15 protein-coding genes are annotated in these 16,033 nt (G+C 49.7%); 9 read left to right on the top strand and 6 right to left on the bottom strand.

Going from position 1 to position 16,033, the window contains the following annotated elements; all coding sequences use genetic code 11:
* Positions 1-71: 71 nt before the first annotated feature.
* Together recN and nadK are read right to left on the bottom strand one after the other, a co-directional pair.
* Positions 72-1,733: a DNA repair protein RecN gene (gene recN / locus GW591_RS12125; protein ID WP_013576734.1), complete on the bottom strand. Its 1,662-nt coding sequence runs from the start codon at positions 1,731-1,733 to the stop codon at positions 72-74.
* A gap of 96 nt (positions 1,734-1,829) precedes the next feature.
* Entirely contained in the window at positions 1,830-2,708 is an 879-nt protein-coding gene (gene nadK, locus GW591_RS12120; RefSeq protein ID WP_013576733.1) for an NAD(+) kinase, read from the bottom strand.
* A gap of 137 nt (positions 2,709-2,845) precedes the next feature.
* Here nadK and grpE point away from each other — a divergent pair, with 137 nt between their 5' ends.
* Positions 2,846-3,433, top strand: a complete 588-nt coding sequence (gene grpE, locus GW591_RS12115) for a nucleotide exchange factor GrpE (protein ID WP_013576732.1) — start codon at positions 2,846-2,848, stop codon at positions 3,431-3,433.
* Between the two features lie 60 nt (positions 3,434-3,493).
* On the opposite strand, the gene ung is transcribed toward grpE, so the two are convergent.
* A complete protein-coding gene (gene ung, locus GW591_RS12110) occupies positions 3,494-4,174 on the bottom strand; it encodes a uracil-DNA glycosylase (RefSeq protein ID WP_037036748.1) in 681 nt (226 codons plus the stop codon).
* A gap of 339 nt (positions 4,175-4,513) precedes the next feature.
* On the opposite strand from ung, the gene grcA reads away from it, so the two are divergent.
* Positions 4,514-4,897: an autonomous glycyl radical cofactor GrcA gene (gene grcA / locus GW591_RS12105; RefSeq protein WP_013576730.1), complete on the top strand. Its 384-nt coding sequence runs from the start codon at positions 4,514-4,516 to the stop codon at positions 4,895-4,897.
* Between the two features lie 92 nt (positions 4,898-4,989).
* Here grcA and srmB read toward each other — a convergent pair whose 3' ends face one another.
* Positions 4,990-6,318 carry an ATP-dependent RNA helicase SrmB gene (srmB, locus tag GW591_RS12100; protein WP_015698402.1) on the bottom strand — a complete coding sequence of 443 codons (1,329 nt, stop codon included), beginning with the start codon at positions 6,316-6,318 and terminating at the stop codon, positions 4,990-4,992.
* Between the two features lie 99 nt (positions 6,319-6,417).
* On the opposite strand from srmB, the gene trmN reads away from it, so the two are divergent.
* A complete protein-coding gene (gene trmN / locus GW591_RS12095) occupies positions 6,418-7,221 on the top strand; it encodes a tRNA(1)(Val) (adenine(37)-N(6))-methyltransferase TrmN (protein ID WP_443568265.1) in 804 nt (267 codons plus the stop codon).
* A gap of 63 nt (positions 7,222-7,284) precedes the next feature.
* Here the strand turns inward: trmN and nadB are convergent, their stop codons facing one another.
* The gene (nadB, locus tag GW591_RS12090; protein ID WP_015690322.1) at positions 7,285-8,886 is read right to left on the bottom strand and encodes an L-aspartate oxidase; all 1,602 of its coding nucleotides are present in this window, start codon (positions 8,884-8,886) and stop codon (positions 7,285-7,287) included.
* Between the two features lie 214 nt (positions 8,887-9,100).
* Here nadB and rpoE point away from each other — a divergent pair, with 214 nt between their 5' ends.
* The 4 genes from rpoE to rseC are packed head-to-tail and all read left to right on the top strand — an operon-like array spanning position 9,101 to position 11,829.
* A complete protein-coding gene (gene rpoE / locus GW591_RS12085; RefSeq protein ID WP_013576726.1) occupies positions 9,101-9,676 on the top strand; it encodes an RNA polymerase sigma factor RpoE in 576 nt (191 codons plus the stop codon).
* Positions 9,677-9,706: 30 nt separating this feature from the next.
* Positions 9,707-10,354, top strand: a complete 648-nt coding sequence (gene rseA / locus GW591_RS12080; RefSeq protein WP_013576725.1) for an anti-sigma-E factor RseA — start codon at positions 9,707-9,709, stop codon at positions 10,352-10,354.
* The gene (gene rseB / locus GW591_RS12075; RefSeq protein WP_166860644.1) at positions 10,354-11,304 is read left to right on the top strand and encodes a sigma-E factor regulatory protein RseB; all 951 of its coding nucleotides are present in this window, start codon (positions 10,354-10,356) and stop codon (positions 11,302-11,304) included. The genes rseA and rseB overlap by 1 nt, the downstream gene beginning before the upstream one ends.
* Positions 11,305-11,352: 48 nt before the next feature.
* Positions 11,353-11,829 (top strand): SoxR-reducing system protein RseC, encoded by a 477-nt coding sequence (gene rseC, locus GW591_RS12070; protein WP_037036752.1) that lies wholly within the window; start codon positions 11,353-11,355, stop codon positions 11,827-11,829.
* Positions 11,830-11,889: 60 nt separating this feature from the next.
* Here the strand turns inward: rseC and GW591_RS12065 are convergent, their stop codons facing one another.
* Positions 11,890-12,708, bottom strand: a complete 819-nt coding sequence (locus tag GW591_RS12065) for a hypothetical protein (protein WP_112151743.1) — start codon at positions 12,706-12,708, stop codon at positions 11,890-11,892.
* A 424-nt stretch (positions 12,709-13,132) separates the two neighbouring features.
* Between GW591_RS12065 and lepA the strand changes: the two genes are divergently transcribed.
* Together lepA and lepB are read left to right on the top strand one after the other, a co-directional pair.
* Complete coding sequence (gene lepA, locus GW591_RS12060; RefSeq protein WP_041689010.1) at positions 13,133-14,932, top strand: translation elongation factor 4; 1,800 nt, start codon at positions 13,133-13,135, stop codon at positions 14,930-14,932.
* Between the two features lie 28 nt (positions 14,933-14,960).
* Positions 14,961-15,938, top strand: coding sequence for a signal peptidase I (lepB, locus tag GW591_RS12055; RefSeq protein WP_166860641.1), 978 nt, complete (start codon positions 14,961-14,963; stop codon positions 15,936-15,938).
* Positions 15,939-16,033: the final 95 nt, after the last annotated feature.

The raw sequence follows: 16,033 nt of genomic DNA, 5'->3' as shown, positions 1-16,033 counted from the left end.
AGACCTTTCATCAGTTTGAAACCTTTGCGGGGCACCTGTATGACCGCTGAACTGTAAAAAAGTTGAGCTTTTTACGCTGCGAGTAACTCTTTTGCGTTGGCCAGCGTGTTTCGGGTCACTTCACTTCCGCCCAGCAGACGTGCCAGTTCCTGCAAACGCGCCTTTTTATCAAGGCGATTCATTTGGGTTTCAGTCACTTCACCATCAGTTTCTTTGCTGACAAAATAATGCTGATGACCACAACCTGCAACCTGAGGTAAGTGAGTGACGCACATAACTTGCGTTGATTCGCCTAACTGACGCAACAGGCGGCCAACGATCGCAGCCGTCGGGCCACTGATACCGACATCCACTTCATCAAAGATCAGCGCCGGAGTTTCCATTTTCTGTGCCGTGATAACCTGGATAGCCAGCGCAATACGCGACAATTCGCCACCGGAAGCTACTTTTGCGAGAGCCTGAAGCGGCTGCCCCGGGTTGGTGGTGACCTGGAATTCGAGACGGTCTGCGCCTTCCATATTTAAATGTTCTGGTTCGAACTGAACCTGAATTTTAAATTTACCGTGTGGCATGGAAAGTGCCTGCATACTTTGGGTGATCAGATGCGTTAGCTCATCAGCAAAATACTGACGTTTTTCGTGCAGTTGTTCAGCAACCGCGACGGCTTGTTGGTAATGGCGTTGCACTGCTTCACTCAGCTCTGCCTGATTGGTTTCCTGATCATCCAGTTCCTGCTGTTCCTCAAGCAACTGACGATGCAGTTCAGGAAGATCTTCAGCGCTGACATGATGTTTACGGGCCAGGTTCATCTGGCGTGACAAACGCTGCTCCAGCTCGAATAGACGGTTTGGATCCATGTCCAGGCGTTCGCTGTAATGACGTAATTCATCGCTGGCCTCGCTGACCTGAATGGACGCGTCATCAAGCATGACGATAAGATCATTCATTTTGCTGTCGAGTTCTGCGAGTTCAGTTAGCTGATTGCGGGCGCTATAAAGCAGACTGACAATATTCTGCTCTTCACCATCAGCCAGCAAATAGAGCGCATTTTGGCTCAGTGAAAGCAGTTGTCCGCTGTTAGCCAGACGTTTGTATTCTTCATCAATTTGCTCGTACTCACCTGCCTGAGGAGCAAATTCATTCAGCTCTTTCAACTGGTATTGTAACAACTGGCGGCGTGATTCTCGCTCACTCATCTGCTGTTGATATTGTGCCAGCTGGCGGCAGCTCTGATGCCAGTTTTGGTAAGCTTTGCGCATTTCAGACAGCAGTAAGGGCTGATCCGAATAAGCATCGAGTAAAGCTTTCTGATGCTCAGGTTTGAGCAGAAGCTGATGGGCGTGTTGTCCGTGAATTTGGATCAAATGCTGGCCCAGTTCACGGAGCTGTGACAGGGGAACGGGCGTGCCGTTTATAAAGCCACGCGAACGGCCATCGTTGCTGATCGTCCGGCGCAACAGGCAATCCAGCCCTTCATCAAGCTGATTTTCAGCCAGCCAGTGTTTCGCCGAAGGGGTATCCGCTAAGGTGAATCGCGCGCAGATATCTGCACGGCTGGCACCGAGACGCACCATGCTGCCATCGGCACGATTGCCCAGACAAAGCCCAAGCGCATCAATCGCGATGGACTTACCGGCACCGGTTTCACCGGTGATGGCCGTCATACCTGCATGAAAATCGATTTCTAATTCACGGACAATGGCAAAGTTACTGATAGTTAATTGCGCCAGCATGATCACCTTCCTGTACATAACAACAGACCTGTAATTACATACAGTATAAACTGGTTTTATATACAGTAAAGGGGCTGGCGAATTATTTTTATCAGATCAGAAGAGTTTTTTTGACCATCCAAGTTTTGTGCTTAATGTATTGAAATAACTGTAGTCTTTCGGATGGATCAGATTCAGATGAAACTCACTGCGACGGATAACCACTTCTTCGCCCGGCTGAATCGGCAGGGCGATCTGGCTGTCGCAGCTGATTTCAAGGTCATTGCTCATATGCGAAAACCGCAGACAAATCGTGCTGCTACTGTTGATAACCAGCGGGCGCGCCGAAAGGGTATGTGGGAACATCGGCACCAGTGCGATAGCTTCTAACGTCGGCGTCAGGATCGGACCGCCGCCTGAGAGTGAATATGCGGTAGAACCGGTTGGTGTCGAAATAATCAGACCATCGGAGCGCTGGGAAAAAGCGAATTTGTCATCAATATAGACTTCAAATTCAATCATGTGCGCGACTTTTCCCGGATGAAGGACGACTTCATTGATGGCGGTACTGACGCGACATTGCTGGTCCTTGCAGCGCACCATGGCTTCCAGCAGGAAGCGTTGCTCGCTGATGTATTCACCCTGCAGAACGTCATCGAGTTGCTGCAAAGCGTTATCCGGATCCAGATCGGTAAGAAAGCCAAGATTACCCCGGTTGATGCCGATGACTTTTATGTCATAGCGGGCCAGAACGCGCGCCGCACCCAGCATATTGCCGTCACCGCCGACGACCACGGCTAAATCCGCCAGCTTGCCGATCTCAGCCAGACTGCCCGTTTGTGCGCCTTCCAGGGCTAAATCTTGTGCCACCTGACGTTCGACGATCACCTGATAACCTTTTGAGATTAACCAGTGGTAAAGCATTTCATGGGTGGCAAGTGCGGAAGGATGGCGAGGGTGTCCGACAATCCCAATGCACTCAAATTTTTTATTCATCGCTGTGGTTATCCTCAGCAGGGTGTGATGACTCCTGCATTATGACCGGTTTCATTAAAAACCAAACCTTGAAACCCCGGTTTTGATCCCCATAATAAGCCAACTAGCAAGATTAATGCTAAAACGCGGAGAGATTCATGAGTAGTAAAGAACATAAGACACCTGACGAGCAAGTCTCTGAAGAACTGAATCAGGAACAAGAGCTGCATACGGAAGCGGAAACTCAGGCGGCAGATGTCGTTGACCCGCGCGATGAACGTATTGCTGAACTGGAAGCGCAGCTGAAAGAACTCCAGCAGCGTGAGCGTGACAGCTTGCTGCGTGCGAAAGCGGAAGTGGAAAATATCCGCCGTCGTACCGAGCAGGATATAGAGAAAGCGCATAAATTCGCTCTGGAGAAATTCTCTGGCGAATTGTTGCCGGTAATCGATAATCTGGAACGTGCGCTGGATCTGGCTGATAAATCGAATTCAGAACTGGCGGGTCTGATTGAAGGCGTCGAGCTGACCCTGAAATCCCTGCTGGATGCTGTTCGCAAGTTCGGTATGGAAGTGGTGGCTGATATCCACGTGCCATTCAACCCTGAACTGCACCAGGCGATGACTATGATGGAATCCGACGAGCTGGAACCTAATCACGTAATGATGGTGATGCAGAAGGGTTATACGCTGAACGGCCGTCTTTTGCGCCCGGCAATGGTTGCGGTTTCTAAAGCCAAAGCCTGATTCTGTTTTAAGCAGACTGACATAATGGAAGAGGCACCTTTGCGGGTGCCTCTTTTTTTGTTATTCCGGCAATCTGGGCACCCAGTCAATCGGTGCCAGACCTTGCTGCACCAGTAAGGCATTCGCCTGCGAGAAGTGCTTACACCCCAGGAAACCCCGGTGGGCGGAAAGCGGAGAAGGGTGCGGTGCTTTCAATACATGATGACGATTACGATCGATAATATTGCCTTTTTTCTGCGCATGGGAGCCCCAGAGTAAAAAGACGATCCCTTCACGATTTTCATTCAACGCTGCGATGACCTTATCAGTAAACGTCTCCCAGCCCAGTTTGGCATGTGAATGCGCCTGACCACCTTCGACAGTCAGCACGGTATTGAGCAACAGGACGCCCTGATCTGCCCAACTCTGCAAATAGCCGTGAGTGGGTCGTTCGAAGCCTGGAATATCGGCGGCCAGCTCTTTATACATATTCACTAATGAAGGTGGTGCCGGAATGCCCGGGCGAACGGAGAACGATAATCCATGAGCCTGATTGGGGCCATGATAAGGGTCCTGCCCCAAAATCACGACTTTGACGTCTGCCAGTTCGGTAGAGCGGAATGCATTAAACACATCCTGCTGCGGTGGATAAATTGTTTTGCCCGCAGCGCGTTCAGCCGCGACAAACTTCAGCGTATCAACGAAGTAAGGTTGTTCTTTTTCCTGACCAATGACGTCATGCCAGGTGAGAGTGGTGGACATTGACGCTCTCCTTTTGATGATAATTTTAAACTGGCAGTAGCTTACCTGCTCATTCCGATGAGTGAAACCCGCACGCGCTTTTGCTGATGTTTATCTGCGACTTAACGTTCTATGCAAAAATTTGTTGATAATTTACAAAAATAATTTAATCCAGTGCCTTGGAAAAATTGATATAAAACATAAATATGCTGAGGGTAAGAAATACCCACAAGGAAAAGATTGATATTTATCAAAGAATGCGGGGTGTTCTGCTGTTATATCTGACAACAGGAAAACAGGTTGTCGTTCAACCTTACACCAATCAATTAACAGTATCGTAGCCAACAATGGAGGCAACATATGATCACCGGGATCCAAATTACTAAAAGCAACAACGAAGCGCTGAAAAACTCTTTCTGGCTGCTGGATGATGAAAAAGCGGAAGCGCGCTGCGTGTGTGCAAAAGCGGGTTTTGCGGAAGACCAGATCGTTGCTGTCAGCGAGCTTGGCCAGTTTGAATACCGTGAAGTACCAATGGAAATTCAACCGACTGTACGTGTGGAAGGGGGTCAGCACCTGAACGTTAACGTATTGCGCCGTGAAACTCTGGAAGATGCGGTTAAGCATCCTGAAAAATACCCGCAGCTGACCATTCGTGTGTCTGGTTATGCGGTGCGCTTTAACTCACTGACTGCTGAGCAGCAGCGTGACGTGATTACCCGTACTTTCACCGAAAGTCTGTAATCGCTTCCGAGCTTTTAAGATTCCAGCAGTTTCATGGATATAAAAAAACCGCCTTCAGGGCGGTTTTTCTTTGCATCAAATCATGCTGATGTTTATTTAGCAGCGTCTTTTACAGCGTCAGGTTTAACACGGCGTTTGCCGACGTTTTTGCTGTCACGATGGCGAACTTTAACTTTCACCTTCGATTTTTCCTGATCCGCTTTCTGCTTCTCTTTGCGTTTCGCCAGCACTTTCTTCGACGGCTTACCGGTGACTTTCTCGCTCGGTGCTTTCGTTTTTGGACGGAACTCGTCCAGTACGCGTGCTTTCAACGGCTCGTTAAGGTAACGGCCGATCTTACCGAGCAGCAGATGGTCATGCGCTTCCACGAAAGAAATCGCGGTCCCTTTACGACCAGCACGGCCGGTACGGCCGATACGGTGCAGATAGATATCAGCGGTCAGCGGCAGGTCAAAGTTGAAGACATGGCTGATGTCGTTGATATCCAGGCCACGGGCAGCAATGTCGGTCGCAACGAGGACGTTAACGCGGTCTTCAACCATACGTTTGACGGCTTCGGTACGTTTCACCTGCACCATTTCGCCTTCAAGATAACAGGAGTTAATCCCTGCTTCGCGCAACCACGCAACCAGCTCATGCACACGCTCGCGTTTACGCACAAAGATCACGGATTTAGTGACATCTTCCTGTTTCAGCAAATGGATGAGCATCCGGGTTTTATGCGCCAGATCGTCGGCACGATAATACCATTGCAGGATTTTTTTGCGTTCGCGGCGTGACGGGTCAGCTTCGATTTCCACCGGCTCAGTCAGGATGCGTTCTGCGAATTCACGGATGGCTTCCCCTTCCAGCGTTGCGGAGAACAGCAACGTCTGTTTGCGCCAGCGTGCTTCGGCGGAAATCGTTTCGATGTCCTGAGCAAAACCCATGTCCAGCATGCGGTCGGCTTCGTCGAGGATCAGCGTTTCGATTGCGCGGCAGTCAAAGTTTTCTTCTTTAATGTATTGCAGCAAACGACCGGTGGTCGCAACAACGATGTCCTGGTTTTCGCTGAATACTTCGGCGTGGTTCATATAAGCCACACCGCCGGTGATGGTGGCGATATCCAGTTCGGTATGTTTGGCTAACTCACGCGCCTGCTCAGCAACCTGCATAGCAAGTTCACGGGTTGGCGTGAGGATCAGAATTCGTGGCGGACCAGATTTCTTACGCGGGAAATCCAGCAAATGCTGCAATGCAGGCAGCAGGAATGCCGCTGTTTTGCCGGTGCCGGTAGGAGCCGAACCCAACACATCGCGTCCGTCCATTGCTGGCGGAATGGCCTCTGCCTGAATGACAGTAGGACGGCTATAGCCTTTGTCGCCAAGGGCTTCAATCAGGCGTTCATCGAGTTCGAGTTCGGAAAAAGTGGTTACAGTCATGGTCTACCTCTACTTGGGGCGCCGATTATAGACGTGTTAGACGCGATCTTCACCTATTTAAGCGGTTTGCGTGGCTTTTACTCTGCTTCTCTTTGCCCTATGCTACGACAGTTTTCGTTTACAGGCCTGTTGGCTGGCGTAATTACGGTGAAATTAGTGACAAAAGTAGTCAGTTCTGCAAACCCTTTACGGCGTAATGGATTTACCTTTAAGCAGTTTTTCGTTGCACATGACCGATGCGCGATGAAAGTCGGTACCGATGGTGTCCTGCTCGGTGCCACGGCGCCGGTTAGCCATGCACGACGTGTTCTTGATATTGGCTGCGGCAGCGGCCTGATTGCCATGATGCTGGCGCAACGCAGTAATGCTCAAACTGTTATTGATGCCGTCGAACTCGAACCTTCCGCAGCGGCGCAGGCTGAGGAGAATTTCCGCAACTCAGTTTGGGCGCAAAGGCTGGCGGTGTATGCGCAGGACATTAATGTTTATGCCGGCGAACATCAGGCTGAATACGATCTGATTGTGAGTAATCCGCCTTACTTTGAATCGGCTGTTGCCTGTCGCGATGAAGCCCGAAATGCCGCCCGTTACACCGAAACTCTGACGCACGATGCATTGCTTGAATGCGCAAATAAGCTGCTTACGCCAGAGGGATTGTTTAGTGTTGTTTTGCCGTACGACATCGGGCTGGCGTTTGAAACTCTGGCTCACCGAAAAGGCTGGTTCAGCGTACGGCGGATGGCCGTACGCGACCGACCGGGAAAACCGCTTAACCGGCTAGTGCTGACCTTATCAAGGCAATCAGCTGAAAGGGTTGACGAGGAACTGGCACTGCGGAAATCGGAAGGCGTTTACAGTGAAGCATTCTGTGCGCTGATTACTGATTTTTATCTGAATTATTAGTGGATGGCTGGGCTTTCAAAAAGTGCGTTCCTTCGCACTTTCCCGATACCATTGCTGCAAATATTACGGCTGCAAAATGGTCGGCTGCGGATTTTCCTGTAGATCAGGATAGTCCAGCGTGAAATGCAGTCCTCGACTCTCTTTGCGTTCCAGGGCACTGCGGACGATCAACTCGGCAACCAGCACCAGATTTCTCAATTCCAGCAAATTATTGGAAATACGGAAGTTGGCATAATACTCGTCAATTTCCTGTTGCAGCGTCATGATGCGGCGCAACGCGCGCTCCAGACGTTTTGTCGTGCGCACAATCCCTACGTAATCCCACATAAACAGCCGCAATTCATGCCAGTTATGCTGAATGACCACCTGCTCATCGGAATTATCCACCCGGCTTTCATCCCATTGCGGAATATTTGTCGCCAGTTTGGCATGCGGCAGACGTTTAATTATATCTTCTGCTGCCGACCAGCCATAAACCACGCATTCCAGCAGTGAGTTAGAGGCCAGACGGTTAGCGCCATGCAGGCCGGTATAACTGACTTCGCCAATCGCATACAAACCATCGAGATCGGTGCGCCCGTGCTGATCAACCATTACGCCGCCGCAGGTGTAATGCGCAGCCGGAACAATCGGGATCGCCTCTTTGGTCAGATCAATACCCAGTGATTGCAGCTTTTCATCAATCATCGGGAAATGATGCTTAATGAATTCCGGCGGGCGATGGCTGATATCGAGATACATGCAGTCGGCGCCAAGACGCTTCATTTCATGGTCGATGGCCCGTGCCACCACATCGCGCGGTGCCAGTTCTCCACGTTCATCGAAATCCGGCATAAAACGGGTGCCATCCGGGCGTTTGAGCAGGGCACCTTCGCCGCGCAGTGCTTCCGTCAGCAGAAAGTTACGTGCCTGAGGGTGATAGAGGCACGTCGGGTGAAACTGGTTGAATTCAAGATTGGCAACACGGCAGCCTGCACGCCACGCCATGGCGACGCCATCGCCGGAAGAGATATCCGGATTGGTCGTGTATTGATAGACCTTGGCTGCGCCCCCCGTGGCCAGTACAACGGCCTTGGCACGGAGCGTTTCAACGTGCTCTTTATCGCGGTTCCAGACATACGCGCCAACGACGCGTTGTGTCCCCGGCAATCCAAGCTTGCTTGAGGTAATTAAATCAACGGCATTATAGCGTTCTTTCACGCAAATATTGGCGTGTGCCCTTGCTTTCCCAACCAGCGTAGTCTCTACTTCTTTACCTGTAGCATCAGCAGCATGCAGGATCCTACGGTGGCTGTGGCCGCCTTCACGTGTCAGATGATAACGTTCTTCTGAGCTTGTGTTGGTTTCGGTATCAAACAGTACGCCCTGGTCGATCAACCACTGGACACAATGACGTGCGTTGCTCGCGATAAATTCAACAGCTTCTTTATCGCATAAGCCCGCACCGGCAATTAATGTGTCATCAACATGTGAGGCAATGCTGTCTGCTTCGTCGAAAACGGCGGCAATCCCGCCCTGGGCGTAAAATGTTGAGCCTTCGTTGAGCGGGCCTTTACTGAGAACAGTGACATGACAGTGGTCTGCAAGTCGCAAAGCCAAAGAAAGGCCTGCAGCGCCACTTCCGATTATCAATACATCGCTAACAAATTCAGATGAAGGTTGCATAACGTATGATGTTTGCAGAAGAAGAGGGAAATTCATGTTAGCCTAAACTCCCGTGCAAAAGCCACGGGCTTGAGACTTCAATAGAAAAAACAACGGCGATGTGGAACTTAATGTTTCATGTGAACTCCAAGCAGTACTTGCTCAGGAATATAATGATGAAAGCTGGCAGTACGACTTTAAGCGCGGAGAAGATTTTGGGGAGATTTTACCTCGGATGAGCGAGCAGTTAGCCGATCAGGTTCTGGTTGAGCGGGTCCAGAAGGGTGATCAAAAATCGTTCAATTTACTGGTTATTCGTTACCAGCATAAGGTAGCGAGCCTTGTATCCCGCTATGTGCCACAAGGTGATGTGCCTGATGTGGTTCAGGAATCTTTTATCAAAGCATATCGTGCGCTGGAATCTTTCCGCGGCGACAGTGCTTTTTATACCTGGCTGTATCGTATTGCAGTCAACACAGCGAAAAACTATTTAGTTGCTCAGGGGCGACGCCCGCCATCCAGTGATGTCGACGCGAATGAAGCCGAAAATTTCGAAAGTGGCGGTGCACTGAAAGAAATTTCGAACCCTGAGAACTTGATGTTGTCTGAAGAGTTACGGAAGATTGTTTTCCGTACTATTGAAGCACTTCCTGAAGATCTTCGTATGGCGATTACCTTGAGGGAGTTGGATGGATTGAGCTACGAAGAAATAGCCGCCATCATGGATTGTCCGGTGGGTACGGTGAGATCCCGTATATTCCGTGCCCGGGAAGCAATTGATAACAAAGTTCAACCGCTCATCCAGCGTTAGAGATGACGGACACAGGAAGGATACTTAGGCATGCAGAAAGAAAAGCTTTCCGCTCTGATGGATGGTGAAGCCATTGATACCGAACTGTTAAGTTCGTTATCAACAGATACCAGGCTTCAGCAAGACTGGCAGAGTTATCATTTGATCCGCGATACCTTACGTGGTGATATTGGGAACGTTGTGCATCTGGATATCGCAGACCGTGTGGCCGCAGCGCTGGCTAATGAGCCGGTAAAACTGGTGCCGGGTTCAGCAACCGAATCACAACCTCAGCCTCATACCTGGCAAAAAATGCCATTCTGGCAAAAGGTGCGCCCTTGGGCGAGTCAGTTGACTCAGGTCGGCGTGGCTGCTTGTGTATCACTTGCTGTGATTGTTGGCGTTCAGCATTATAACCAGCCTGACGCATCGGGTGCTTCTCCGGAAACCCCAGCGTTCAATACGTTGCCTATGATGGGTAAAGCCTCTCCGGTGAGCTTCGGCGTGCCAAATGAAGGCAATACCACCAGCGGGCAACAGAATGTTCAGGAGCAACGTAAGCGCATTAATGCGATGTTGCAGGATTACGAATTGCAGCGTCGCTTGCATTCAGAGCAGCTTCAACTCGAACCAGTTACTCCTCAGCAAGCCGCTGTTCAGGTCCCAGGAACTCAGTCTTTAGGAACGCAAACGCAGTAATGAAGCAAATTTGGTTTGCCGTTTGTTTAGCTGCGGGCAGCCTGCTTACTCCAAGTATCGCCTCGGCAGATTCTTCTTCCGAGGCGTTACTGCAAGAGATGGGCAAAGCTTCCCAGACGCTGAATTATGAAATGGGTTTTATCAACATTACGAAGCAAGGGATTGATTCCTTTCGCTATCGTCATGCTGTTTCTCATCAAACTTCCCTCGCTCAACTGGTTCTGATGGATGGTCCGCGCCGTGAAATTGTCCAGCGTGGAAAAGACGTCAGCTACTTTGAGACCGGTTTACAGCCCTTTACGTTGGATGGCGATCATATCGTTGATTCCCTGCCTTCCATCGTGTTCAGCGATTTTTCTCTTCTGACCAAATACTACGATTTTATCGCCGTAGGCCGCGCACGCACAGCGGATCGCCTGAGTCAGGTGATCAGAGTTGTATCCCGCGATGGTACCCGATTCAGTTATGTCATATGGATCGATGAGCAGACGAAATTGCCGATGCGTGTCGATTTACTGGATCGTGACGGTGAAACGCTTGAGCAGTTCCGTGTGATCAGTTTTGATGAGGGAGAACAAGTTGTTGGAACGCTTTCTGATCTCGAAAAAGCCAGTTTACCGCCTGTGCTGTCTTTACCTGCGTCTGAGCAGGTGAAGTTTGACTGGCAAATAAAATGGCTGCCGGCTGGCGTGACAGAGGTGGCAAGTAGCCGCCGAAACTTGCCCAATATGTCCGTATCGATAGAATCGCGGCTGTACACTGACGGATTGTTCAGTTTCTCTGTCAATGTCAGTGCAACAACTAATGGCCCTTCTGAGCAGTTGATCAGGCAAGGGCGCAGAACTGTGCAGACTGAAATACGCAATGGCAATGAAATTACGGTCGTCGGTGAGCTTCCTCCTTCGACTGCCAAACGTGTTGCCGATAGCATCGTTTTCTCAGAAAAGTAGCTTTTAATCAGAAAAACTGCCTTCGCAATAGAAATACAGGGTGATTACATGATGAAAGAATGGGCCACGGTGGTGTCGTGGAAAGACGGTATTGCGACGTTGCGTTGTGAAACACAGGCGGGTTGCAGTAGTTGCCATTCACGTTCAGGGTGTGGCGCTCGCGTATTGAATGAGTTAGGGCCGCAGACTGAACATAATCTTCAGGTCAGCGTTAACGAGCCTCTTGCACCTGGTCAGAAAGTTGAACTGGGGATACCGGAAGGAAGCCTGTTGCGCTCGGCGTTGCTGGTTTATATGACGCCGCTCTTTGGTGTGATTGCGGGTGGTGGTGCGTTGCAGGCCTTGCTGAAAGCAGATGTATACGCGGTTATTGGTGCGGTGTTGGGTGGTGGATTAGGTTTCCTGATTGCTAAAGCACTGGCTGCGAAAGTCGATGGAAAAGCAGGTTACCAGCCAGTCATCTTGCAGGTGGGTTTGCCTCCTGATGCTTTCCGTTATTCGGTTGAAAGCAAACTCCCTTCTTAACTTTCTGCATCCTACAGTGCTTAAAAATGCCACAGTGTTCGCTAACCCTGTGGCATTTTTTTAGTTTCTGACCGGTATACGGTTTTGGATCATATGCTCGATCAATGCGATGAAAAGATCTGCGCTAGAAAGCGATGTATACTCTACAGAGAAAAGGATGCGGCCGTGTTTATCGAGCAGACGTATTAACGGGCTGTTGCTGCCGCCACTGATAAACTGAATATCCTCAACAGGCACTATTTTCCCTTCGTCGGTGGTTAACATCAACGCGCTCAGATGTATCTTTTTTTCGTTCAGCGCCAGAAGGTTAGCGCCGATAAATCTTTTCCACCCGCAATGTGGATTCACCAGATATGTAAAAAGAATATCTCCCCCCTGAGCCAGCCTGTTTAGGGCCCATGGGCCGCGATACATCAGGTGTTCGTTTTTAATGACTTCAATTAATCTTTCAGAATTGGCAATGTTTGGCGTAATACGATGCCAGGTTTTGCTATTTCCCTCACGGAAGATCATCGTATTTAAAATACGACGGGTGTATTTTCCGGTTCTGAATCGATATATATCCATGATGCGGTCAAAAGGAATAAAACGATTTTTTTTATCCGTTTGGCTTATAACTAAAATTCCATTTTCATGAAGCTGATAGAATTGATTGGGTCGTATCAGACGTCGCAGCAGAATGAGCACCACCCCCAGGGCAATACTGAGCAGAGCGGACAAAATTACGGTATGCAGCCCCTCAGCGGTGTGGCCAAAGGCCAGCAAAAATGCAATTTGCACTGCGCCGCCGATCAACAACAACACAGACAGGACCAGAGTGATCCAAGAGTTGGCTTTGGCAAAGCCATGCTGACTGAGCAGCCGCCCTTCATTGATCATATTGATAACCTTGTGACCGGATTGAATTAAAAATAAAAAAGATATTTGTGGAAGAAGTTGAATGAGAACTTTATGAGTTAGAAATTATGTAATTTCTTTTATAACAATATATTAAGTTTCAATACGCGTTTCTGTATATGGGGATTTTCCTAAAACCAAAAGGCAGGAAGCCCATACATGGAATACCGGACTGAGACAAACCTAGGAAGCACACAGACGCTCCGGTAATGAAAACAAATGAAAATGTGGGGATTTCATCCTGAGAAAGCTCGCATAATCTGGAGTTAGGGTGTGCGGAGACTAGGTTTTCATGGTGCTGGCATGTAGAATGCTGCGACTTAGGCGAAAGACAGCCAACCTACAAACCGTCGCTGTATGTTCATGGCGAATGATTCAGAAATACCAAGGTAGAAAAACTTTTATAATGAAGCATATACGAAATTTCTCCATTATTGCCCACATTGACCACGGTAAGTCGACGCTGTCAGACCGTATTATTCAAATTTGCGGTGGCTTAGCCGACCGTGAAATGGAAGCGCAGGTCCTCGACTCAATGGATCTTGAGCGTGAACGCGGCATCACCATCAAAGCGCAAAGCGTGACGCTCGACTACAAAGCAAAAGATGGTCAGGTTTATCACCTGAACTTTATCGACACGCCGGGGCACGTTGACTTTTCCTATGAAGTATCCCGCTCTCTCGCTGCCTGCGAAGGCGCATTATTAGTGGTGGATGCTGGTCAGGGTGTTGAAGCCCAGACGCTGGCAAACTGCTATACCGCGATGGAAATGGATCTGGAGGTCGTGCCGGTTCTGAACAAAATCGACTTACCGGCCGCCGATCCTGATCGTGCAGCGCAGGAAATCGAAGACATCGTGGGTATCGATGCCACGGATGCTGTTCGTTGTTCAGCGAAAACCGGTGTCGGTGTGCCAGAAGTGCTGGAGCGTCTGGTGCGTGATGTACCACCGCCGGAAGGTGATCCTGAGGCGCCACTTCAGGCGTTGATCATCGATTCATGGTTCGATAACTATCTCGGCGTTGTTTCTCTGGTGCGTATCAAAAATGGCACCATGAGAAAGGGCGACAAAATTAAAGTGATGAGTACCGGGCAGGTTTATAACGCCGATCGCCTGGGTATTTTCACGCCTAAGCGTGTCGATAAAGACATTCTGAACTGCGGTGAGGTCGGCTGGCTGGTATGCGCGATTAAAGATATCCTCGGCGCACCAGTGGGGGACACCCTGACTCTGGCTCGTCAGCCTGCTGACAAAGCGCTGCCGGGTTTCAAGAAAGTGAAACCTCAGGTTTACGCCGGCCTGTTCCCGGTCAGCTCCGATGATTATGAAAACTTCCGTGATGCGTTAGGCAAGCTTAGCCTTAACGATGCATCCCTGTTCTACGAACCAGAAAGTTCTACCGCGCTGGGCTTCGGTTTCCGTTGTGGCTTCCTGGGGCTGCTGCACATGGAAATCATTCAGGAACGTCTGGAACGTGAATACGATCTGGATCTGATCACCACAGCACCGACTGTTGTTTATGAAGTTCTGACGACCAGCAATGAAACTGTCTATGTGGACAGTCCGTCTAAACTGCCTGCACTGAATAACATTCTGGAACTGCGTGAGCCTATCGCTGAGTGTCACATGCTGATGCCACAGGAATATCTGGGTAGCGTGATTACTTTGTGTATTGAGAAACGTGGTGTCCAGACCAACATGGTTTACCACGGTAATCAGGTCGCACTGACTTATGAAATCCCGATGGCGGAAGTGGTACTCGATTTCTTCGACCGTCTGAAGTCAACGTCACGCGGTTATGCGTCGCTTGATTACAATTTCAAACGTTTTCAGACTTCTGACATGGTACGTGTTGATGTTCTAATCAACGGCGACCGTGTGGATGCACTGGCGCTGATCACTCACCGTGGCAATTCCCAGTTCCGTGGACGCCAGCTGGTTGAGAAGATGCAGGAACTGATCCCGCGTCAGCAGTTCGATATTGCTATCCAGGCGGCGATTGGTGCTCACATCATTGCCCGTTCAACCGTGAAGCAATTACGTAAAAACGTTCTCGCCAAATGTTATGGCGGCGACGTCAGCCGTAAGAAGAAACTCTTGCAGAAACAGAAAGATGGTAAGAAACGCATGAAACAAGTGGGTAATGTTGAGTTACCACAAGAAGCGTTCCTGGCCATTCTTCACGTGGGCAAAGACAGCAAGTAAATCCTTTATTGAGTCGTAGGGAGTATGCATGGCTAACATGTTTGCCCTGATTCTGGCGGTTGCAACGCTGGTGTCAGGGATTATCTGGTGCCTTGATCGTTTCAAGCTGGCACCCGCACGCCGGGCTAAAGTTGCTAAAATTAAGGCTGAAACGGGTGGTTCTGTTGACGATTCAACGCTGAACAAAGTGGCGAAGCAACCGGGCTGGGTGGAAACCTGTGCTTCGGTATTCCCTGTCTTGTTAGTTGTGTTTGTGGTGCGTTCATTTATTTATGAACCTTTCCAGATCCCGTCTGGCTCGATGATGCCGACGCTGCTTATTGGTGATTTCATCGTGGTTGAGAAATATGCCTACGGCCTGAAAGATCCCATTACTCAAACCAAGCTGATCTCAACCGGTGAACCGAAACGTGGTGATGTGGTGGTATTTAAATATCCGCAAAACCCGAGCGTGGACTATATTAAACGCCTGGTAGGCTTGCCCGGTGACCGGGTGACTTACGATCCGTTCAGCAAGCAGGTGACCGTGCAGCCTGCTTGCGAAACGGGCAAAAATTGCAGCACCGCGCTGGCTGTGACATATGATTCCGGTGTTGCCAGTGATTTCGTGCAGACTTTTGGTCAGTCTTCGGGCGGCGAAGCGAGCAGTGGTTTCTTTGAAACGCCGCCGTCCGCTAACGTGCCGCAAGACGGTATCCGTCTTGTACAGCGCAATGAAACGCTGGGCAATGTGACGCATCGTATTCTGACCGTGCCAGGTGCACGTGACCAACTGGGGGCTTATTATCAGCAACCGGGTCAGCCACTGGGGACATGGGTGGTGCCGGCTGGCCATTATTTCATGATGGGTGATAACCGTGATAATAGCGCTGACAGCCGTTATTGGGGTTTTGTGCCGGAACAGAATTTAGTGGGTAGAGCTTCTGCAATTTGGATGAGCTTTAAAAAACAGGAAGGTGAATGGCCTACCGGTGTTCGTTTAAGCCGTATTGGTGGAATTCATTAATTTAATGATGCCTATTAGCGCAGCATTATATTTCCACTCGTTGTAGAATATCCTTTCGGGCGATAAAAGTTGGCTCCCCTGATTTTAAATTTTAA

Origin of the sequence: Rahnella aceris (assembly GCF_011684115.1) — a bacterium.
In the GTDB taxonomy this organism is placed as follows: Bacteria; Pseudomonadota; Gammaproteobacteria; order Enterobacterales; family Enterobacteriaceae; genus Rahnella; species Rahnella aceris.
This window is presented reverse-complemented; position numbering and strand designations above follow the sequence as displayed.